The organism is Acinetobacter sp. AOR18_HL (genome assembly GCF_027855145.1).
GTDB lineage: Bacteria > Pseudomonadota > Gammaproteobacteria > Pseudomonadales > Moraxellaceae > Acinetobacter > Acinetobacter pittii.
Window position 1 is genome coordinate 113,579 of the sequence record NZ_JAKTIG010000012.1, and the last position, 21,897, is coordinate 135,475.

General features: G+C 38.8%; 19 protein-coding genes and 4 tRNA genes. 16 read left to right on the top strand and 7 right to left on the bottom strand.

What is annotated here, in order from left to right; genetic code table 11:
- From rpsD to MKL51_RS03695, 4 genes are all read left to right on the top strand, one after another.
- Entirely contained in the window at positions 1-627 is a 627-nt protein-coding gene (gene rpsD, locus MKL51_RS03680; protein WP_000135204.1) for a 30S ribosomal protein S4, read from the top strand.
- A gap of 17 nt (positions 628-644) precedes the next feature.
- Entirely contained in the window at positions 645-1,652 is a 1,008-nt protein-coding gene (locus tag MKL51_RS03685) for a DNA-directed RNA polymerase subunit alpha (protein WP_002116730.1), read from the top strand.
- 18 nt (positions 1,653-1,670) lie between these two features.
- Positions 1,671-2,048, top strand: coding sequence for a 50S ribosomal protein L17 (gene rplQ / locus MKL51_RS03690; protein WP_002049717.1), 378 nt, complete (start codon positions 1,671-1,673; stop codon positions 2,046-2,048).
- A gap of 181 nt (positions 2,049-2,229) precedes the next feature.
- The gene (locus tag MKL51_RS03695) at positions 2,230-3,720 is read left to right on the top strand and encodes a flavin-containing monooxygenase (RefSeq protein WP_002116796.1); all 1,491 of its coding nucleotides are present in this window, start codon (positions 2,230-2,232) and stop codon (positions 3,718-3,720) included.
- Positions 3,721-3,770: 50 nt separating this feature from the next.
- Here MKL51_RS03695 and MKL51_RS03700 read toward each other — a convergent pair whose 3' ends face one another.
- Complete coding sequence (locus tag MKL51_RS03700) at positions 3,771-4,943, bottom strand: acyl-CoA dehydrogenase family protein (protein WP_017481668.1); 1,173 nt, start codon at positions 4,941-4,943, stop codon at positions 3,771-3,773.
- A gap of 188 nt (positions 4,944-5,131) precedes the next feature.
- Between MKL51_RS03700 and MKL51_RS03705 the strand changes: the two genes are divergently transcribed.
- The 5 genes from MKL51_RS03705 (at position 5,132) to MKL51_RS03725 (ending at position 10,678) form a co-directional block, all read left to right on the top strand.
- The gene (locus tag MKL51_RS03705) at positions 5,132-5,389 is read left to right on the top strand and encodes an FAD assembly factor SdhE (protein WP_002117064.1); all 258 of its coding nucleotides are present in this window, start codon (positions 5,132-5,134) and stop codon (positions 5,387-5,389) included.
- 6 nt (positions 5,390-5,395) lie between these two features.
- Positions 5,396-5,785: a hypothetical protein gene (locus MKL51_RS03710; RefSeq protein ID WP_017481666.1), complete on the top strand. Its 390-nt coding sequence runs from the start codon at positions 5,396-5,398 to the stop codon at positions 5,783-5,785.
- A gap of 770 nt (positions 5,786-6,555) precedes the next feature.
- Positions 6,556-7,644, top strand: coding sequence for a hypothetical protein (locus tag MKL51_RS03715; protein ID WP_005067288.1), 1,089 nt, complete (start codon positions 6,556-6,558; stop codon positions 7,642-7,644).
- 83 nt (positions 7,645-7,727) lie between these two features.
- Positions 7,728-8,303: a rhombosortase gene (gene rrtA / locus MKL51_RS03720; protein ID WP_005067290.1), complete on the top strand. Its 576-nt coding sequence runs from the start codon at positions 7,728-7,730 to the stop codon at positions 8,301-8,303.
- Between the two features lie 179 nt (positions 8,304-8,482).
- Positions 8,483-10,678, top strand: a complete 2,196-nt coding sequence (locus MKL51_RS03725) for a TRAP transporter large permease subunit (protein ID WP_005067292.1) — start codon at positions 8,483-8,485, stop codon at positions 10,676-10,678.
- A 164-nt stretch (positions 10,679-10,842) separates the two neighbouring features.
- Here the strand turns inward: MKL51_RS03725 and MKL51_RS03730 are convergent, their stop codons facing one another.
- The 4 genes from MKL51_RS03730 to rnr all read right to left on the bottom strand — a co-directional run bounded on the left by MKL51_RS03730 (position 10,843) and on the right by rnr (position 16,143).
- The gene (locus tag MKL51_RS03730) at positions 10,843-11,274 is read right to left on the bottom strand and encodes a hypothetical protein (RefSeq protein WP_005067294.1); all 432 of its coding nucleotides are present in this window, start codon (positions 11,272-11,274) and stop codon (positions 10,843-10,845) included.
- Between the two features lie 11 nt (positions 11,275-11,285).
- Positions 11,286-11,495, bottom strand: a complete 210-nt coding sequence (locus MKL51_RS03735; RefSeq protein WP_005067296.1) for a YheV family putative zinc ribbon protein — start codon at positions 11,493-11,495, stop codon at positions 11,286-11,288.
- Between the two features lie 40 nt (positions 11,496-11,535).
- The gene (locus MKL51_RS03740) at positions 11,536-13,590 is read right to left on the bottom strand and encodes a M3 family metallopeptidase (protein WP_017481665.1); all 2,055 of its coding nucleotides are present in this window, start codon (positions 13,588-13,590) and stop codon (positions 11,536-11,538) included.
- Between the two features lie 135 nt (positions 13,591-13,725).
- Positions 13,726-16,143, bottom strand: a complete 2,418-nt coding sequence (rnr, locus tag MKL51_RS03745; protein ID WP_017481664.1) for a ribonuclease R — start codon at positions 16,141-16,143, stop codon at positions 13,726-13,728.
- 261 nt (positions 16,144-16,404) lie between these two features.
- On the opposite strand from rnr, the gene MKL51_RS03750 reads away from it, so the two are divergent.
- The 4 genes from MKL51_RS03750 (at position 16,405) to MKL51_RS03765 (ending at position 17,398) form a co-directional block, all read left to right on the top strand.
- Positions 16,405-16,495: transfer RNA gene (locus MKL51_RS03750), tRNA-Ser, on the top strand.
- 10 nt (positions 16,496-16,505) lie between these two features.
- Positions 16,506-16,582, top strand: a tRNA-Arg gene (locus MKL51_RS03755).
- A 39-nt stretch (positions 16,583-16,621) separates the two neighbouring features.
- Positions 16,622-16,698, top strand: a tRNA-Arg gene (locus MKL51_RS03760).
- A 106-nt stretch (positions 16,699-16,804) separates the two neighbouring features.
- Positions 16,805-17,398 (top strand): HAD-IB family hydrolase, encoded by a 594-nt coding sequence (locus MKL51_RS03765; RefSeq protein ID WP_017481663.1) that lies wholly within the window; start codon positions 16,805-16,807, stop codon positions 17,396-17,398.
- A gap of 64 nt (positions 17,399-17,462) precedes the next feature.
- On the opposite strand, the gene MKL51_RS03770 is transcribed toward MKL51_RS03765, so the two are convergent.
- Positions 17,463-19,694: a beta strand repeat-containing protein gene (locus MKL51_RS03770; RefSeq protein ID WP_032006493.1), complete on the bottom strand. Its 2,232-nt coding sequence runs from the start codon at positions 19,692-19,694 to the stop codon at positions 17,463-17,465.
- A 372-nt stretch (positions 19,695-20,066) separates the two neighbouring features.
- Here MKL51_RS03770 and MKL51_RS03775 point away from each other — a divergent pair, with 372 nt between their 5' ends.
- The gene (locus MKL51_RS03775; protein WP_228129605.1) at positions 20,067-20,186 is read left to right on the top strand and encodes a hypothetical protein; all 120 of its coding nucleotides are present in this window, start codon (positions 20,067-20,069) and stop codon (positions 20,184-20,186) included.
- An 88-nt stretch (positions 20,187-20,274) separates the two neighbouring features.
- Positions 20,275-20,351: transfer RNA gene (locus tag MKL51_RS03780), tRNA-Arg, on the top strand.
- Between the two features lie 115 nt (positions 20,352-20,466).
- Here the strand turns inward: MKL51_RS03780 and MKL51_RS03785 are convergent.
- A complete protein-coding gene (locus MKL51_RS03785) occupies positions 20,467-21,159 on the bottom strand; it encodes a nitroreductase family protein (RefSeq protein ID WP_017481660.1) in 693 nt (230 codons plus the stop codon).
- Between the two features lie 223 nt (positions 21,160-21,382).
- On the opposite strand from MKL51_RS03785, the gene MKL51_RS03790 reads away from it, so the two are divergent.
- Positions 21,383-21,880, top strand: coding sequence for a YcxB family protein (locus MKL51_RS03790; protein ID WP_005804627.1), 498 nt, complete (start codon positions 21,383-21,385; stop codon positions 21,878-21,880).
- The last annotated feature ends 17 nt before the right edge of the window (positions 21,881-21,897 follow it).

Here is a 21,897-nt window from a genome sequence, read left to right on the forward strand (position 1 = left end):
ATGGCTCGTTATATTGGTCCAAAATGCAAACTCTCTCGCCGCGAAGGGACAGACCTGCAACTTAAATCTGGCGTTAAACCATTTGACGTCAAAACTAAAAAAGCTAACAAAGCACCTGGTCAACATGGTCAGGCACGCGGTGGTAAGCAATCTGAGTATTCGCTACAATTACGTGAAAAACAAAAAGTCCGTCGTATTTACGGTGTGTTAGAACGTCAATTTAGTAACTACTATAAAGAAGCAGCTCGTGTTAAAGGCGCAACAGGTGAGAACTTGTTGAAATTGCTTGAAAGCCGTCTTGATAACGTTGTTTATCGCATGGGTTTTGGTTCTACACGTGCAGAAGCTCGTCAGTTAGTAAGTCACCGTAGCATTACTTTGAATGGTCGTCGTGTAAACATCGCATCTATTCAAGTTAAAGCTGGTGATGTAATTGCGGTTCACGAAGGTGCTAAACAACAATTGCGTATTAAAAACGCGATTGAGTTAGCTGCACAACGTGGTATTCCAGCTTGGATCGAAGTTGATCATTCTAAGCTTGAAGGTACGTTTAAAGCTGCACCAGATCGTTCTGATTTACCTGCTGAAATCAACGAAAGCTTGATTGTAGAATTGTATTCTAAATAATCCTTGAGGTAGCAATAATGACGCGTACTGCAAACGAGTTTCTAACTCCGCAAGCGATCAAGGTCGAAGCGGTAAGCGGGACCTCGGCAAAAGTGATTCTAGAACCTTTAGAGCGTGGTTTTGGCCACACTCTAGGTAATGCTTTACGTCGCATTCTATTGTCTTCTTTACCTGGCGCTGCTGTGGTTGAAGTAGAAATAGAAGGTGTCGAGCACGAGTACAGTACTTTAGAAGGCTTGCAGCAGGACATCGTCGAGCTCTTGCTGAACCTAAAAGGATTGTCTATTAAGCTGTTCGATCAAAATGAAGCATATTTAACATTAGAAAAACAAGGTCCTGGCGATATTACTGCTGCTGACCTTCGTTTACCTCATAATGTTGAAGTGGTTAACCCAGAACATTTAATCGGTACTTTAAGTGCTTCAGGCTCATTAAAAATGCGCTTGAAAGTTGCTCAAGGTCGTGGTTATGAAACATCTGATTCTCGTTTCCCTGAAGGTGAAACACGTCCTGTGGGTCGTTTGCAATTAGATGCTTCTTATAGCCCGATTAAACGTGTTTCTTACACCGTTGAAAATGCGCGTGTAGAACAACGTACCGATTTAGATAAACTGGTAATCGACCTCGAAACAAATGGAACGGTTGATCCTGAAGAAGCAATCCGTAAAGCGGCAACAATCTTGCAACAACAAATTGCAATTTTTGTTGATCTTCAGAAAGACCAAACTCCAGTTGCTCAAGAGCCTCGTGAAGAAGTTGACCCAATCTTGCTTCGCCCAGTAGATGATCTAGAGCTTACTGTTCGTTCTGCTAACTGTTTGAAAGCAGAAAATATTTACTACATTGGTGATCTTGTTCAACGTACTGAAGTTGAGTTGTTAAAAACTCCTAACCTTGGTAAAAAATCGTTAACAGAGATCAAAGATGTTTTGGCATCGAAAGGCTTACAACTCGGTATGCGTCTTGAAAACTGGCCACCAGCTAGTCTTCGTATGGACGACCGTTTTGCCTATCGTAGCCGTTAATTAAGTAGGACTATCACCATGCGTCATCGTAATAGTGGTGTGAAATTAGGCCGTACAAGCAGCCATCGTAAAGCGATGTTCCAAAACTTGGCTAATTCTTTATTTGAACACGAGTTGATCAAAACAACTGTGCCTAAAGCTAAAGAATTACGTCGTGTTGCTGAGCCTTTAATCACTCTAGCAAAAAACGATACTGTAGCAAATCGTCGTTTAGCATTTGCTCGTACTCGTAATGCTGCAACTGTTGGTAAATTATTTACCGTACTCGGCCCTCGTTACAAAGAACGTAACGGCGGTTATCTACGTGTTCTTAAAGCGGGCTTCCGTGCTGGTGATGCAGCACCGATGGCTTACGTTGAGCTTGTAGATCGTGAAGTAAACACTTCAGCTGAATAATTGATTTTATTCAAAAAAGACCGGTTTTATACCGGTCTTTTTTATTTCTAGTCACAAAATAAATTATAAAAATGTCCTCAAGTGACATAAAAAAGCAGATAAACGGTCAAACTTGACATTGTGTATTGTCAAAATTGTGTTTTAATAAACTTATATTCTCAACAATGGGTATAAAAATAAAATGGAAAAGCAAGTTGATATTTTAATCATTGGCGCAGGTATTTCAGGAATCGGAATCGCTGCCCATTTGTCAAAAAATTCACCTCAAAGACAATTCGAGATTTTAGAACGTCGTGAGTCTTTTGGTGGAACATGGGATCTTTTCCGTTATCCTGGTATCCGTTCAGATTCAGATATGTCTACTTTTGGTTTCAACTTTAAGCCATGGTGTAAAGCGAATGTATTAGCTGATGGTGCTTCTATTAAAGGATATTTAGGTGAAGTAATTAATGAATTTAAATTAAAAGAAAAAATTCATTTTGGTCATCGCGTACTTTCTGCTAATTATGATTCGGCTTCAAAAAAATGGCAGGTTGTAGTCGAAGATAGCAATAAAAAGCAGCAGACTTGGATTGCCAACTTTGTTGTAGGTTGTACAGGTTACTATAATTATGATCAGGGTTATGCGCCTTCTTTCCCAAATCAAGAAGCATTTAAAGGGCAACTCATTCATCCACAGCATTGGCCTGAAAACTTAGATTACACAGGTAAGAAGGTGGTTATTATTGGTAGTGGTGCAACAGCGATTACTTTAGTACCAGCAATGGCTAAAGGTGGGGCAGGTCATGTGACCATGTTGCAGCGTTCACCAACGTATATTGCTAGCGTTCCTTCTATCGATTTCATCTATGAAAAAACGCGTAAATTTATGTCTGAAGAGGCAGCTTATAAATTTACCCGTGCCCGCAACATTGGTATGCAGCGCGCTATTTATGCGCTTTCTCAGAAACATCCTAAAACTGTACGTCGTTTACTTTTAAAAGCAATTGAAGTACAGCTTAAAGGTAAGGTTGATATGAAGCATTTTACACCTTCATACAATCCTTGGGATCAGCGTTTATGTGTAGTGCCAGATGGGGACTTGTTTAAGATTTTACGTGAAGGCAAAGCAAGTGTAGAAACTGATCAGATCGAGAAATTTACTGAAAAAGGTATTTTACTTAAATCTGGTAAACATCTTGATGCTGATATAGTTGTTTCTGCAACAGGACTACAAGTTCAGATTATGGGGGGAGTTCAGGCTACTCTTGATGGGAAACCAATCAACTCATCTGAACATATGCTTTATAACGGCATAATGCTAAGTGATGTGCCGAATATGGCTATGATTATTGGCTATGTGAATGCCTCATGGACACTCAAAGTAGATATCGCTGCCGAATATATTTGTCGCTTATTAAACTATATGGACAAAAATAGTTATGATGAAGTGATTCCATCGGGTGATAAGACTGTGATGGAAGAAGATACTGTAATGGGTAAATTATCTTCAGGTTATATTAACCGTGCAGCACATGAACTTCCTAAACAAGGTAAGCGTGCTCCATGGCAGGTGACTAATAACTATTTAGAAGATAGAAAGTCTTTGAAAAATGCAAAATTTGAAGATGGCATTCTTCATTTCCATAAGCGTTCTGAAGCAAATGAGCGTAAACCAAAATTAGTATCTTAATTCGTATGAAATAAGAAAAGGGGCGTAATGCCCCTTTTTTTATGAAACTATTAAAGTGTTCTTGAAATTAATTCTTTCATGATTTCATTTGTACCTGCATAAATTCGATTTGCTCGATGATCAATGTATGCACGTGCAATTGGATATTCAAGCATATAGCCATAACCACCATGTAATTGAAGACATTCATCTACAATCTTCGAGAACATATCAGAAATTTTATATTTAGCAGCTGCGGCAGCTTCTACACTCAATTTTTCTTCAAGTTGTAATTCCATACAACGATCTAAATATGTCCGGCAGAAATCGATTTCTGTTCTGAGTTCCGCAAGTTTGAAGCGCGTATTTTGAAATGCGCCAATAGGTTTACCAAATGCTTTACGATCTTTTGTATATTGAACAGTATGTGCAAATGCTGCTTCAGCACCTGCCTGACAAATAATAGCAACTAACATTCGTTCCCATGCTAATTCTTTCATGAGCATGATAAAACCCATACCTTCCATGCCTAAAAGATTTTCTTTAGGAACACGAACGTTATCAAAGAAGAGTTCGCAGGTATCTTGGCCTTTCATACCAATTTTGTTTAGAGGTTTACCTTTACTAAAACCAGCACGATTTGCTTCTACAATAATTAAGGATAAGTTCGCAGAACCTTTGTCACTATTACCAGTCTTACAAACGACTACTGCCATGTCGCATAAGTAGCCATTCGTAATAAAAATTTTAGAGCCATTAATGACATATTCATCACCATCAAGTACGGCGGTTGTTCTTACCGCTTGTAAATCTGAACCAGTGCCTGGTTCCGTCATTGCAATAGCAGTAACAACTTCTCCAGTTGCCATTTTGGGTAACCATTTTTGTTTTTGATCTTCATTACCAAAATTATTAACGTAATTAGCAACAATATCGGAATGTAGAGAAAAACCAGTACTTGAGTCCATCGCATACGCTTGTTCTTCAATAAGAATCATACTGTATAGGCGATCTACCCCAGAGCCACCATATTCCTCGGGCATTGTGGTGCAAAGAAGACCCAGTTCTCCAGCTTTATTCCAAAGATCTCGGTCAACATGTTGCTGTTTTTCATATTTCTCTATATTGGGAACGACTTCCTTTTCATAGAATTTACGCACTGTCTCACGGAAGGCTTCGTGTTCTTCATTGAATAATTGTCTTGGTAACATATTTGGAATAGGACGGATGGCACCAGATTGCATTTGTATTTCTTCCTTGGTTCAGGTGTGATGTTATACCCTAAACATACGTAAGCATTTCATGCCTCACAATGTGATGAATGCTCAATTATGCAGACAAGATGATAAATTTGGTCAATTTGATATTTTTAGCGATCTTTAGGATGTGATCAGGTAAACTAGGCGCACTATCAACGCAGATGGGGACCTAAATGTCTGACGAAATGACCTTGGAAGAACGTAAAGTAATTTATCGAGCACGCCGCGGCTTAAAAGAAATTGACGTCTATTTTGACCCGTATGTAAAAAATTATTATTTAAAAGCTGATCCGGCTGAAAAAGCATTATTTGCAGAGTTGGTTGATCAAGAAGATCCAGATTTATTAGATTGGTTCATGGAAGTTTCTGAACCTCCACGTACTGAGTTACGTGAATTTATTTATAAACTAAAACAGTATGTGCATGGCTAAACTGTTTTGATAAAAGAATTAAATTTTGAGCTGAAATATAGCCGTGTCTCGGTAATATTTCAGCTTTTTGTTGGTTTGGGTTTAGCAATTTTGCTTTATCAGTTATTAACGCCGATATGGTGGCTATGTGCTGTCATTCTTCTATTTATTGGTTTTATTTTCTTTTTAAAGCAAGCACAAATATCTCAAATTGAATATTTAGATCAAAAATTATGGTCGGTTGCATATTTCTCGAAAAAAGAAATTTACCGCGCGGAAATTACTAAAATAATTGATTATCAGTTATTTGTAGTTATTTATCTTGAAGAAACTCCTACGAACATAGCTATTGTTTGGTTCGATCAGCTTCCTATTCAGCAGTGGAAAAGATTAAAAGTCTTTGAAAAGATCTATTAATTGTTAGACAATTCTACAATTGTATATTTATTTAAAAATTATAAAAAACAAAAACTTAATAATTTTTTTCTTCATTAAACGTCGGATTGTCTAATTAAAATATAGAAAAAAGCCAATGAAAGCCAATTGTCTGACAATTTCACCTATGGGTAGCTATTTGATCGGTTAAAGTACAAACACCAACGTAAAGTGTGTCGGAGGTCTCAAAATGGAGATGCCAACATGGTCGTTCTTGGTCATTGCCATAATTCTGGCAGTGGTGATAGGAAGAGCAGGAACTTTACTCAGGGAACATCTTAACAAAGTTAGTTTTAACAAGGTTAAGAGACAGAGGATGCAAGGTCGTCGATCAGTCAATTATTAAAATTGGTTAATCGATTAATTTCATCAAGTGTCCAGTTTATAACTGGGTGCGATTGTAGTAAGGAGGTCTCTCATGGAGATTTCAATGTGGATGTTTCTGTTAATTGCAGTCGTTATGGCTGTAGTAGTAGGAAGAGCAGGAACTTTACTTAAGGATTATATAGAACAAAAATAATATAAGCCGTTAAAAGCTTATCCCAGTTAATAAGTAGCATGTGCTGAACCGTCGCAATGCTACTTTTTTTTGCCTAAAATTTGTGTTTCCTCGAAAAACTGTCAATTTTATCTGCTGTGAAGTGTGTCAAAGTATAAGCGCTACAATTAGAGTAATTACTCTTTTATTCAAGATATGCATCTGCTAATGTACATCTGAAAAGGAAAAAACAAATTACATAGAGGACAGGAAGATGTCTAAAGTCCAAAAAATAAGCCAAGGTTTGGCGGTAAGTTTTCTTGCAGCTTCAGTTTTATCAGGTTGTTCATACGTCGTGAAAACCGGAGCAAATGTTGCTCTAGGTTTTACGGAAAAGCACGTCGTTCCACCTATTTTGGCAATGCAAGATGCTGAAATGGTATGTAATACCGGTAGTGCGTTAACGCCTGCAATCATGTCTACCAAAGGGATGGGTGCAGATCCGACACGTGTTGCAGTATTAATGTATGCAGCATCAGGTGTATGTGCGGAAAATCAAGCTTTAGAACAAGAACTTCGTTATTTACGTGCTTCAAAAGCAGGGCAGGTAACAGAAGCCCAAGATGCACGTATTGCACAGAAGCGTTGGGCAGCAATTGCAGCTGAACGTCAGTATACAGGCTATAAGTTATTTGCCGATCGTTGGGAATCTAAATATAAATATCACTTAGGTGACTCTTGCCCAACGATGCGTAATGACACTGATCAAACCGTTTATTTACTTGGCATGATCAGTGGTCTTCAGGCTGTGACCAACGATATTAACTCAGGCGGCGCAGTCAATGTTCCTAAAGATATCGCTGCTATTGTAGAGCGTGGCATGGTTTGTCTAGATAATGAAAAATTCTGGGGCGCACCTAACGCAACGCGTGCTGTTATCTGGACTTTATTGCCAGGTGCTGATGAAGGGAAACCTGATCCGTACCAAACTTTAAAACAGTCAATTCAGATTGGTGAGAAAAAAGGTGTTCGCCTATCTCATGCCTTATATGCTGTAGCTGCTCAAGCAAGCGGCGATGATGCAAAAATCCGTGATGCATTAAGAACCTATGCAGCATCACAAGCTGATGACAAACCTGTCAATCCGAACTTTAAGTTAATCGATAGTATGGCTGGTCTTATTGTACGTGGTATCTCTGACCGTTACTGGACTGAGCATACTGGTGTACGTACCGGAGATGATGGTATGTCTCATTTCTGGGATGATAAAAATGAAGGTGCAGCAGAGCTAGATGAGTTGTTTGATGGGGGCGCCGCTTCAGAGGTTCCTGCGGATTCATCTGCTCCACCAGCAGCGCAGTAAGAATATTTGAAAGACTAACTTCTTGCGAGTCTATTGTTAAGTTCTACAATAATTGTAAGAAGTTTAATTTCAAGGAGTGTGCCATGAAGGATCATGTACTGAATAGTAAAGTGCTTTTGGTCGCAGTGTGCATTTCCATATCTGCATGTCTACAGGTGTTTCCTGATACTTTTATTTATTGGCGCGAAAGTTTACTTGGCGAATTCTGGCGTTTGTGGACTGCACATTGGGTACATGTTGGATGGGTTCATTTCCTTTTAAATATGATGGCATTCGCTTGTTTACCCTTTATTTTTCCACATACAAAAGCATGGCATCTTCTAAGTCTACTTTTGCTGTTGCCACCCTTTATTAGTTTGGTGTTCTACTTTTATTTACCTTATATCGAAGCTTACGCAGGTCTGTCTGGTGTCTTACATGGACTATATACAGCGGTTGCTTTGGTCTATCTGCAATATCGTAAAGAGCGAAATTTTGCTTTGCTGGTTTTAGGGTTAATTATTGCCAAACTCATATGGGAAAACACTTTTGGACAAACAGGAACTGCTCAACTAATAGGGAGTCCAGTTTTAACTGAAGCTCATCTATATGGGGCAATTGGTGGAGCAATCTTTGGAGGATGTTATTGGATTTTCCAGAGATTAAAAAAGAAACATTGACAATACAAACTGTTAAAAAAGAGATTTTAGTCATTCTTTATTAACAAAGTTTGATGCAAATTTGATCGTTGAATAAAGGGATTGGTAGAAGGGGGATGGATTTAACCCCTGACCAAGAAAAATTGCATGACTCAAGTCCTTATTTTTTAGGGATTTGAGAGAACAAAATTGGAATATTTATGCAAGAACATCAAGAAAAAAGATCTGGATTAGGTCTGCTGGGTTATATCTGGAACGAATGGATCTCAACATTCGTCATCCTCATTCTGCTATTAATGACGCTAATTATTGGTACCGGGGAAATGATCCACGGACAATTATTACGTATCGGGGAACGTCTTTATGGCGACCCTGCTACAGGTATGCAATATTCTTTTTTGCGTGCTGAGCCTGAAAAGCCAACTTGTGATCGACATCCAAATATCGAGGCTCAAGTAAAAGAACAAATGAAAGCGAACGCGTCTGATGATTTCGCGAGTTTCTTTGGTGCAGCATCGGAAAGTGATGTCCGTGCATCACTACTCGCAGCAAAGCAACAATGTGATGAAAAATATCAGGCGTATGATAAAACTATTAAATATATCGAAGCTAACCCAGGGGTACGTACTTACCGTGCTATCGAGACAGGTTTCTTCGGTATTTTTAAATTTGGTACAGAGAACCGTGCCATTTTACTGGTCTTTATGGTTTTGATTTCTGCGATTACTGCATCGTTGAAATATCACCATATTGGTTTGCGTAATCCGGCAACAAAAATAGATTACAAAGTATATTCCCTGTTTATGTTGATTGGTAATGCACTACTTAGTACCTCTGTCATTAGTCAGTATCGTTCCGTCATAAATTCTGGGGTAACACCTACCTATGAAACAGTAACGATTTACTGGATGTGGATGATTCTATTTGTTGTTCTGACTTTAATTAGTTTGTATCAATTATTTGTTTCACCTCCACCAAAACGTGAAGGCGGTAATATAGGTTTAGCCTTACTATCGGTGCCTCTATATGCTTACATGGCGTTAATTACAGGCATCGTATTTACGTTCTTTATGGATTACCCAATGGGGCAAGGTATTTACCTTGGTTTATTGGTTGAGTTCTCGGGTATCTTCTTAAACCTTGCCTTGTTTATTTGGGCAGGTATGCTTTTAACTCAAACACGCGTTATGGACTTGTTCCTTAATGTGCTTCGTCCATGGAACTTGGCACCAGAAACCTTAACTTGGTTAATTCTAATTGCTGCTGCTGTACCAACAGCTTATACAGGTGCATCAGGTATTTTCGTTATCGCAGCAGGTGCAATTATTTATAAAGAAGTCTGGAATGCGGGTGCTCGCCGTCAATATGCTTTGGCTGTGTCTGCAATGTCAGGTTCTTTAGGGGTAGTTGTACGTCCATGTCTACTGGTCGTTTTAATTGCAATGCTTGATAGCCGTCATGTTACGTCGGATGAGCTATTTGGGCATGGTATTTATGTATTTTGGTTAACTGCATTTATTTTCTTGGGTGTTTCACTACTTTTAGCTGAAGAAAAATTCCGTGTGAATTCACCAAAAGTTGCGATTCCGGGCATGATGCGTGCCTTTGTACCTGTAATTCCATACATTCTGATCACTGCTGTTGTTCTTGCGATCTATAAATATGCATTAGATACAGGAATGAACGAGTTTACTGCACCAGTAATTTTGCCATTAGTTCTGATCGCAATGATCTTGTACGACAAATTGGTTGCGACCAAAGAAGCGCCTGCAATCAATATTCATGAAGCGATTGTTCGTGAACACGAACAAAAATCACCATTCTTGCGTGCACATGATCCGCATAGCTCTCAATACCGTCTTGGTTTTGGTGGAGCACTTCGATTTGCGACCTCAGAAACTGTAGGTCATATCGGTGCTTTAATTATCTTGATGGCATTGTCTGCAAGTGTAGGTGGTTTAATTGAACGCTCTGAAGTGGTCGAATTATTACCGACTCATTTGGGCAGTATTTACATTTCACTTGCATGTATTGCGCTATTACTTGCCATTATTGGTATGTGTACAGATCCATTTGGTGCTGTAATTTTAGTTGCTGCAACTATTGCACCTGTAGCATACGAAAATGGTATCCATCCAATTCATTTCTGGATGATTGTGTTGGTTGCATTCGAATTTGGTTACGTAACACCACCAGTTGCCTTGAACCATCTACTTACGCGGTTGTCCGTCGGAGATGATGAAGTGAATGCTGCTGATGCTGAAGCGAAAGAGAAATATACAAGCTTCTACTTCCGTTATGAGCGCTGGTTGCTACCAATTATTGTCTTGTTCTCATCATTGGTATTAGTGACTTATGTGCCATATGTATTTAAGTTATTCGATTGGTATAAATAACTTAAATCAAAGTATTGGTTATACAAAAAAAGCCTTCCTAAATGGAGGGCTTTTTTAATAAGTAGATTGAGTAAATTTAGAACAAGATGATTAGAATTATTTAAATCCGGCCAAAAAAGCTAAAGATGTACAGCTTTAGCTTTTTTTAAGAGTTCATTGAAAAACTATTGCTGTTTAAGCTGAGCTTCAAGCAATTTAACTTGTTCTTCTTTGAGTTTAGTTAGTTGATCCGCATCTGCATGCTGAGCTTTTAAGGTGGCTTCCTGATCTTTTAGCTGCCGATGAATATCTTCAAGTTTAGATACTTCTTCTTTTGCTAAAGACTCTTGTGCTGGGACAGGCTCTTTAAGCACATTTTCACTGACAAGTTGCTGAGAGCTTGCATTTTCAGCTAAGGGTTCAGAACTTGGTAATGGCTCAGCTGGTTTCGGTTTAGCAGGAGCAGGAGTCGAGACAGGTTGTGGATCAACCAGTGGTGCTGACGACTCGGTTTTTTTAAAAAACCATTGCGCTGCAAAAAAAAGCACTACGAGAATGCTTAAGCCCCCAATTAAAATCCATAATAATTTTGAGTTTTGTTTTCTTTGTAGTGGCATGTTTAAGACCTTTAGTCGGGACGACGTGGCTTGAACTGTATTACCCCAATTTCATCCGGTTCAGCAGGTGTTTCAGGCTCATCAACATGAGTCGGACGATTTTCGCTATAACCGCATTCGATACATTCAATCCATTCGTCTTCTGCGGTGGTTAGCATGATAATCCGATCTATGGCTTCACATTTTGGACATTTTGCCCCAGCAATGAAACGTTTTTTCATCTTTATCACCCTAACCACACGATCAATTTAGGCCCATAGTTTAAGCGGTTTTGTTGTCATTCGTCCAACCTTGATGACGTAACAATGCGTCAATTTTAGGCTCGCGTCCACGGAAATTCACAAATGCCTCAAGCGCAGTGTCTTTTCCACCCACAGCTAGAATTGCCTGACGGAATTCTTTACCCGTTTGAGTGTTAAAAATGCCTTCATTTTCAAAACGATCAAATGCATCGCTCGCTAAGACTTCTGCCCATTTGTAAGAGTAATAACCTGCGGCATAACCGCCAGCAAAAATATGACTAAAACTATGTTGGAAACGGTTGTAGTCGACAGTAGGAACGACCGCATATTGCTTACGAATATCGTCTAAGGTTTGCTGAATTTGCTCACTGTTAAGGGCTGGCGTTTTTGTGTGAATGGTCAAGTCAAATAATGCAAATTCAAGCTGACGTAAAGTTTGCATACCAGATTGGAAGAATCGAGCATTTAATAAAGCATCTAGTAATTCTTGTGGCAAAGTCTGTTTACTATCGATGTGTTCACTTAATACATCTAGGCTTTCTTTATCCCATGACCAGAATTCCATAAACTGGCTTGGTAATTCTACTGCATCCCAAGCAACACCATGAGTTCCTGCAACCGAGATATTATCTACTTCGGTCAACATATGATGTAAACCATGTCCGAACTCATGGAACAAAGTAATCACTTCGTCATGAGTCAATAAAGCAGGTTGGTCACCTACTGGAGGAGTAAAGTTACACACCATATAGCAAATTGGTTTTTGTAAGCCATGAAGTGTTTGCATGCGCGAGCGGAAGCCATTCATCCATGCGCCACCACGTTTGCCTGTACGTGCATAGATGTCAAAGAAGAAGCCACCAATCACTTGACCTTGGTCTTCTAATTCAAAATAACGTGCATCTGGATGCCAGACAGGTGCTTGTCTTTCAATAATGTTAATGCCGTATAGACGCTGCACAATCTGGAATAATCCCTGAATAACTTTAGGTGCAGGGAAATAAGGTTTTAATGCTTCTTGAGATAAGTTGAATTGTTGTTGTTTAAGTTTTTCAGAATAGTAAGTTGTATCCCAAGGTTTAAGCTCATCAACACCATCTTGTTTAGCAATTTCTTGAAGTTCGGCAACTTCTTGAAGCGCAGGAGCACGCGCATGCTCTGCTAGGTCAACCAAAAACTCATGTACTGTTTTTACGTCCGGTGCCATTTTGCTTGCAAGAGAATATTCAGCATAGTTATTGAAACCAAGTAGTTTCGCCATTTCCTGACGAAGACTCAAAATTTCTTCCATAATTTTGCTGTTATCAAATTCAGTTGGTTCAGACTGATCAGATGCGCGAGTCACATAAGCTCTATAAAGCTCTTCACGCAATGCACGGTCATCTGCATAAGTCATGATTGCAAAATATGCTGGGAAATCTAGGGTTGCTACAGCTTGGTCAAGTTCACGTTGTTTGCCGTACTGTTTTAATAACTCAATATTACTTTCTGGAAGACCTTTTAGCTGATCTTCGGTAAGTGGTTTAAAGTAAGCTTGTGTTGCATCAAGTACGTGGTTTGAAAAATCAGAAGAAAGCTGTGAAAGACGCGCAGAAATCTCTGCATAACGTTTTTTCTCTTCACCCTCTAAGGCTACACCTGAAAGTTTAAAGTCACGTAAAGCTAGACGGATAGCACTTTGCTGTGCAGGGCTAAGAGAGCTATAACCTTGACCATCATGGATGTGTTGATAGGTTTGATAAAGCGCCGTGTGTTGACCAAGCTGAGTGTAATATTCACTTAATGCTGGTAATAAAGATTGATAGACTTCTCTCGTTTCTGCATTGCTCATTACAGCGTTTAAATGCGATAAAACGCCCCATGATTCACTTAGATTATTTTCAAGCGTATCGACTTGCCCAAGTACGGCAAGTTGCTGAGCTGCATCTGTAGGTGCAGCCGTAAGAGTATTTAAAAATTCCTGACCTGCTTGGATCGCTTGTTGAATGTCTTGTTTTAAATTTTCTAATTCAATTTGGTCAAAACGCGGAGTTGGTAAAGTCGCTTGCTGTAAAGTCATTGCTAATAGCCACATTATTTTTTAAACATGGTATTAGATGTAGGTCCTCTCAAGTCGGAAATCAAGCTTAATGTGTAAAATAACCCCTTTTAAAAACAAATAAGCCTCCTATTGGAGACTTATTTTTGAAACGTGATAATTATTTACTCACTATTCAGCCTTTGATTTTGCATTCGACTTTTTCTTTTTAGGCTTAGATTTTTTCTTCACCTTTTCTGATTTAGTCTCGGCTTTTGCTGAGGTTTTTTTACCAGATTTTTTGGTGTAAGAACTTGGCTTACTTTTTTCTTTCTTTTTGTGAACAGGTCGCTCACCATCACTACTGACAGTTGGTTTACTGAAAACTTCTTCAGTCGCCTGCGTAGTAGTTTTAGTCGTACGCGGCGCACGGCTACGAACTACTCGGCCTGCATGGGTAACTTGCTTAATGAGCTTGAAGTCAATTTTACGTTCTTCCAGATTGACACCAGCGACCTGAATTTTAACTTCATCGCCCAAACCAAAGACTTGTCCACGATTTTGACCTACTAGATTTTGGCTCGCTTGGTCATAAATAAAGAAGTCATCGCCGAGTTGGCTAATATGAATCATGCCATCGACATATAGATCTTTCAGTGTCACGAATAAACCGAATTCGGTCACCGCACTTACAATACCAATGAATTCATCACCTAGATGCTGCTGCATGTAGTGACATTTCAACCAAGTTGTTACGCTACGAGAAGCTTCATCAGCACGGCGCTCTGTTTGAGAGAAATGTTCACCTGCATCATCTAGTGCAGCACCAGAGAGTGGATAAGGCTTTTGTTTGAGATGTGCTTTAATGGCACGGTGTAATAATAAATCTGGGTAACGACGAATTGGCGAAGTGAAATGCGTATAAGCTTCATAAGCCAAACCATAGTGCCCTGCATTTTTTGCGCCATAATAAGCTTGCATCATTGAGCGTAATAAGACGGCATGAATACTAGGAGCATCAATACGATCTTTAGTTGCTTCAATTACTCTTTGATAGTCTGCTTGAGTTGGTTGGTCAGGGAAGGGTAGACCCAGTAATTTCACAAAGTCTTTTACTTTCTGAATACGTGAAAACTCTGGAGCTTCATGCACGCGATACAACATTGGAACATCATGTTCTAATGCATATTCAGCCGCAGCAACGTTAGCAAGTAACATGCACTCTTCAATAAGTTTATGTGCTTCATTACGTGTACGTGGCAAAATTTCTTTAATCCCGCCTAGCTCATCAAAAGTCATGTAAGTTTCAATGGTTTCAAATTCCATTGCATGACGATCAGCACGTAAATTTTTCAAAATCTGATAAAGCTGGAAAAGCGTATTTAACGATTTATGAACATCACGGTCTTTTGGAATTGCATCTGTTGCGCCGTCAAAATATTGTGCTACCTGTGTATAGGTCAAACGCGCTTTTGAATGCATCACTGATGGATAAAAATCGTAACCAGTTACACGGCCTGTACGAGAGAGTTTCAAGTCACAGACCATACATAAACGGTCTACATGAGGGTTTAGAGAGCATAAGCCATTTGACAATGCCTCTGGTAGCATCGGTAATACGAAATGCGGGAAGTATACCGAAGTACCACGTTCCTCAGCTTCTTCATTGAGGGCTGAGTCTAAGCGTACATAATGGCTAACATCAGCAATTGCGACCACTACACGATAACCGCCACCTGGACGTTTTTCTGCATAAACCGCATCATCAAAATCTCGAGCATCTTCACCATCGATCGTAACTAATGCTAAATCTCGTAAATCAATGCGGCCTTCACGGTCTTGAGCAGATGGTTCTTTAAAGCTTTCAGCTTCTTTTATAACTTCATCTGGAAATTCGTAAGGTAAGCCAAACTCAAGAATAGTCTGCGGAATAATAATTTCTGTATCAGCTTTGTCGGCCATAGACTGAATAATATGCGCCGTCGCAAATTCTTCACGAGTCGGATAACTATCTATTGCGACACGTAGCATATCGCCAACATTTGCTTCAGCATGCGTTACCAGTTCTTTTTCTAAAGGAATAGGTTGGTGCTGATTTGGATTGTTGGGCTGAATAAAATATTCACCATCGTGAACCGACAATTTACCAATTAATTGTTTAACACGATGTTGTAAAACTTCTGTGATAAATCCCCAAGGTTTGCCTTTACGATCAACTGAAGTCTGTCGCACTCTAACTCGGTCACCGTTAAAGACTAAACGTAATTCACGTTCAGGAAGTAAAAGGTCACTTTGACCATCAATATGCGCTGTGCCTAAACCTTTACTATTGATATAAACAGTTGCTTCATAGGTCGGTTGATCTGCCACCAACTGAAATTTAAACCCGTCTTTCATGATTTGACCATCACGAACCATAGCACTTAAGCGATGACTGAGTGCTTCAATACTTTTTTGGTCATGAATATTAAAATGATCGACAAGTTCTGCATGAGATTGCGGTGTCTGCAATTGTTCCAATGTATCTAAAATAAGAGTACGGCTTGGAATAGGATTGTCATAACGTTCAGCTTCAGCTTTCGCTTCGGGGTCAGCCCAGTTTTTTGTCATGTCGTTTGGTTTCACGCTTGGCAGATAAGTTTAGCATAAGTCATGCAGACCCGAACTGCACGTTTAGGTTTGCAATAATGTGTTATGCACTACAGTATTTTGATGAAGAAATAATATCTATCTTAACAAGCGTTTGATCGAAAAAGACGAAAATAATGAGAAAATTGCTTAAAAAATAATTCATTGAACTAAAAAATAAGAAAATTTCACTATGATGACTTGAACAATAGGGTTTTAGTTTGTATTATGGCGGCTCGTTCCGGTGAGGTGGATGAGTGGCTGAAATCACTTCCCTGCTAAGGAAGCATACCTATTACTGGTATCGAGGGTTCGAATCCCTCTCTCACCGCCATTTACTTAATGCGCTCATAGCTCAGCTGGATAGAGCACTTGGCTACGAACTAAGGGGTCGGGAGTTCGAATCTCTCTGAGCGCACCAAGTAAAATAGAACGAATCGCTGAAAGGCACACAAGTTACGCGCTCATAGCTCAGCTGGATAGAGCACTTGGCTACGAACTAAGGGGTCGGGAGTTCGAATCTCTCTGAGCGCACCAACTTGAAGAATTAACCGCTTTTATAGCGGTTTTTTTGTGCCTGTTTTTTAGTACTTTAAAAAAATCTAAATTTATAACTTTTTAATTATATTAGAGATAATCATAAATGAACTTAGCTTTATTTGACTTTGATGGCACGATCACTCATAACGATACATTCAGTCTATTCCTTAAATTTTCTTTAAATAAAAAAACTCAAATACTAGGTGGTATTCGACTTGCACCTTATATAGCGGGTTATAAGCTTGGATGGGTAACCGATAAAACTATTCGAACTAAACTCTGTCAGGTGGGATACGTGGGCTATGATGCGGCTTCCCTAAAATATATGGGGGAAGAGTTTGCTAAAAATATCCTTCCTACCTGTGTGCGTCAAAATGCTTTGGAACGTATTCTTTGGCATAAAAAACAAGGTGATCGGATTGTTGTTGTATCTGCATCATTAGGTGTTTATTTAGAAAGCTGGTGCCAATCTTTAGATTTAGAAGTTATATGTAATCAACTTGAAATACGTGATGGTATTTTGACAGGTGATTTTATTAATGGTGATTGTGGTTATTTAGAAAAAGTAAATAGAATAAAAAACAAATATGATTTAACTCAGTATTCTACAATTTATGCTTATGGTGATACACCTAATGATTATGCAATGTTAGAGCTAGCGCATAAGAAATATTATAGATGGGAAGAAGTGAATTAATATTTAAAGATATATTAATAAATAAAGCCACTTGTAATAAGTGGCTTTATTTTAATGACTTATATTAAACAGTATTGAAAGAGTTTTCTAAGAAGTTATCGGTAAGTAATGATGTAGGTACGATAGTATGCGTTGTATTAGTTACGCTTGATACTGTCGACGTTACTCCACCGAGTAAGCTACCACCAGTTAATCCACCTAGTAAATTAGAAATAACATCTAATCCGCCTTCACCAGTCACACCGCCCGTTAAGCTACCCACGATATCTGTTACGATGCCGATAGGGTTGTCTGTACCGCCAGTAACGCCACCAGTTAAGCCGCCTAGAAGGTCGGTCACTAAGCCAAGAGGACTATCACCATCTACGCTACCAGTTAAACCGCCAAGTAAATCAGTGACTAAGCCTAGTGAGCTATCTCCACCAGTAACCCCACCAATAGTTCCTGTCAATCCACCAATGATTTCTGTTACTAAGCCAGTAGCAGTTGTGCCATTTGTAATCAGCGTATCGAGAATACCGGTAGCAGATTCAGTAGCACCTTGAATGTCTCCACCCACTAGATCAGAAATGACTTCAAGCGTGCCATTTACTGTGTCACGAGAAGTTTCGAAAGTTAATGTGCCGAGGTCTGCAAGTTCAGAAACAGGATGTTCTGCTTGTGGAAGAATGCTGATAATTGTATCTGCAACTGTATCAATGCCAGTGTTGATAATTTCAGTTTTTAAGCTTTCTACGCCCTGAAGGATATCAATACCGCCTTGAACAACATCAATCACTGGAGAGATTGGAGAGGTTCCATCACCGATACCACCAGTTACACCGCCAATAATGTCAGTAATTACTTCAAGTGGGTTACCGTCAACGCCACCAGTTACACCGCCAATAATGTCAGTAATTACTTCAAGTGGGTTGCCATCAACACCACCAGTTACGCCACCGATGATGTCAGTAATTACTTCAAGCGGGTTACCGTCAACACCACCAGTTACACCGCCGATAATGTCAGTCACGACTTCAAGAGGATTACCACTAACACCGCCAGTTACACCACCAATAATGTCGGTTACCACGCCAAGTGGGCTATCACCACTTGTTGCGCCGCCGATAATGTTATTAATAATTCCAGTAGCAGTTGAGCCATTTGTAATCAGTGTATCGAGAATACCGGTAGCAGATTCAGTAGCACCTTGAATATCACCACCAACTAAATCAGAAACAACTTCAAGTGCACCGTTTACTGTGTCACGAGAAGTTTCGAAAGTTAAAGTGCCAAGATCTGCTAGGTCTGAAACAGGATATTCAGTTTGTGGAAGAATACCAATAATAGTATCAGCAACAGCGTCGATACCAGTATTGATGATCTCAGTTTTTAGGCTCTCTACACCTTGTAGAATATCAATACCGCCTTGAACGACATCAATCACTGGAGCGATTGGAGATGTGCCATCACCGATACCGCCAGTTACGCCGCCGATAATATCAGTAATTACTTCAAGCGGATTACCGTCAACACCACCAGTTACACCACCGATAATATCAGTAATTACTTCAAGCGGATTACCATCAACGCCACCAGTTACGCCACCGATGATGTCAGTAATTACTTCAAGCGGGTTGCCATCAACGCCACCAGTTACACCACCAACGACATCTGTAATGCTTCCGACAACGTCAGTAACAATACCTGTCGCAGTTGTACCATTAGTGATTAATGTTTCAACGACACCAGTAGCAGACTCAGTTGCGCCTTGAATGTCTCCACCCACTAGATCAGAAATGACTTCAAGCGTGCCATTTACCGTGTCACGAGAAGTTTCGAAAGTTAAAGTGCCAAGATCAGCAATTTCAGAAACAGGGTGTTCAGTTTGAGGAAGGACACCAATGATAGTATCAGCAACAGTGTCGATACCTGTGTTGATGATTTCAGTTTTTAGGCTTTCAACACCCTGAAGAATGTCGATACCACCTTGAACAACGTCAATAACTGGAGCAATTGGAGAAGTTCCAAGATCAATACCGCCAGTTACTCCGCCAATAATATTAGTTACTGTGTCTACAGGACTTGTAGAACCGATACTGCCAGTAACAGTACCAACGGCATCAGAAACAAGGCCTGTTGTGGTTGTTGTAAGAGTATTTGTTACTGTAGATAGAGTATCTGAAAGTAAACCAGAAGTTGATATCTGGCCTTCAATAGAAGAACTACCAGTTACAGTAGTGTTCACCGATACAATATTACCCAAATCTTGAGTAATTTTTGATATCGAAGATACGAGGTTTGTTAGTAAGAACATGTTGGTCTATTTCCTATATAATTTTGTATTTTTAAGTAAGTATTATTTATTGCGCTTTATAATTAATGAGATGTGTATCTCAATAATTGCGATTTAGTATTGGTTAGATCTCAAAAGCTGTCAATGTGTATTTTTAGTCACATTTTTTGTTATTAAATAATATTTAAAGAAATAATAATTTATTTAATTTAGACATAAAAATAATAATAATTTTTATATTATATAATTTTAACTAATTATTTTTTTAATCATATTCTCACTTATTTGAGGCATTATCTTAGTCAAATTTCAAACAGTCTTATAATGGTTAGGTTCAACCAGAAATATATTATTTATATAATGTTGACTAAAACAGTAGCCTTTATCTTCTAGATAGATGGCAAAAAGCTTCAAAAATTCGATAAAACTTATTTGAAAAAAAATATTTCAGATACATCTTTGGTGAGCAAAGTTTCAATAACTTTAGCTACAAAGCTATGTAAACTTGAGTGATGGCTAAGAACTAGACGTTTGATGACAGAAAGATGAAAAAAGGCTTCCTAAGCCTTAAAAAATGCGTATAATGCGCAACATCAAGTACGCGCTCATAGCTCAGCTGGATAGAGCACTTGGCTACGAACTAAGGGGTCGGGAGTTCGAATCTCTCTGAGCGCACCACTTGAAGAATTAACCGCTATATATAGCGGTTTTTTTGTACCTGTTTTTTATTAGTTCGATTTAAAAGCTGGTGCTCATGGCAACCAGCTCTTAAATGATTTGAAGTTGAAAAAAATTAGCCAAATGTTTTAAAACGGCTTTCGTCTTCAATAAAAGCTTTTTCACCTGCTTCGCCTTCAATTGAACCAAATACTAATTGGGCTCTTAGTTTCCATTGCGCAGGAAGATCAAAAGCAGCATTAATTTTCTCATCGATAATTGGGTTGTAATGTTGTAAAGAAGCTCCAATACCTTGCTCAGCCAATACATTCCATACTGCAAATTGTGCAATTGCTGTTGAGTGTTCAGACCAAACTGGGAAATTATCAGCATATAATTCAAATTGCTCTTGTAGACCTTTAATCACATCTTGGTCTTCAAAAAATAAAACTGTACCAGCACCCGCTGCAAAACTTTGAATTTTTTGTTCAGTTCCAGCCAGTGCTTCGGCAGGAATAATCGTTTTTAATACATCTAAAACAATATTCCAGAAATTTTGATGAGACTCATTAAATAAAATTACAATGCGAGATGACTGAGAGTTAAATGCTGAAGGGCTATGTTTGACCGCTTCTTGAATTAACCCTTCAATCTCCGAAGGAGTATGTTGTAAGTTTTTCCCGATCGAATAAATAGAACGACGTTTTTTAATTAATTCTAAAAAGCTTGGCTGATTGAAAAGAGGGGACTCTTGAGTGGCTTGAGTAACCACATCTTTTGAGACTGTTGTTTTTTGATTTAAGCCAAATAATTTTGCAAAGAAAGACATGAGACATTCCACTAAGAAGGTAATGCTCTTATTGTAGAAATTTTAAAAACTGAAATAAGTTCAAAAAATATGAATCTACGTTCTATATATGCAACGTAGTTGATCTTCGAATCTCATAATAAGCTCTACTTTTAAACAAAATAAAAAATAGCCTTTGATTCATTTTAAAGCTGAAATGAATATGCTCTAATAGTTTCGATTTATTGAGTATTGATGCAGTGCAATGACTGAGCAAAAAACAGCTTTATCTTTACGTTACTATTTGAATTTAGAAGAGTCACAAGATGGATTTTCATTAGTGACATTTGGGAAAAAGCAATTTACCCGTTTTCTTACACCTGCAATTAGTATCGCAATTATTATTTGGGGATTTTATTTAGGTCTCTCTGGGGTTGGACGATATTATGTCGGGTTAGGCGTATTTTTTCTGGTGATGCAAGGCCTGATGCGTTACTGGCTTTTACCTATGTTATTTAAGCGTCAATTTGTTCGTTACCAGTTTGGAAAGAGTGAGCAGGGAATCGACTTATATCAAGATTACTTTGAGCTTTATGCCAATGGTCGTAAGCAGGTGATGCAATATACGGATGTGCAAACTTTTGCTAAAGGTAAATTGACCTACATGCTTGAGCTAAAGAATAAAACTGTAATTATTGTACCAAAGCGCGCATTTGCACAGGTTTCAGATCAAACCATATTTGAAAATACATTTAAGAAATAAATTATTGGAATTATTAG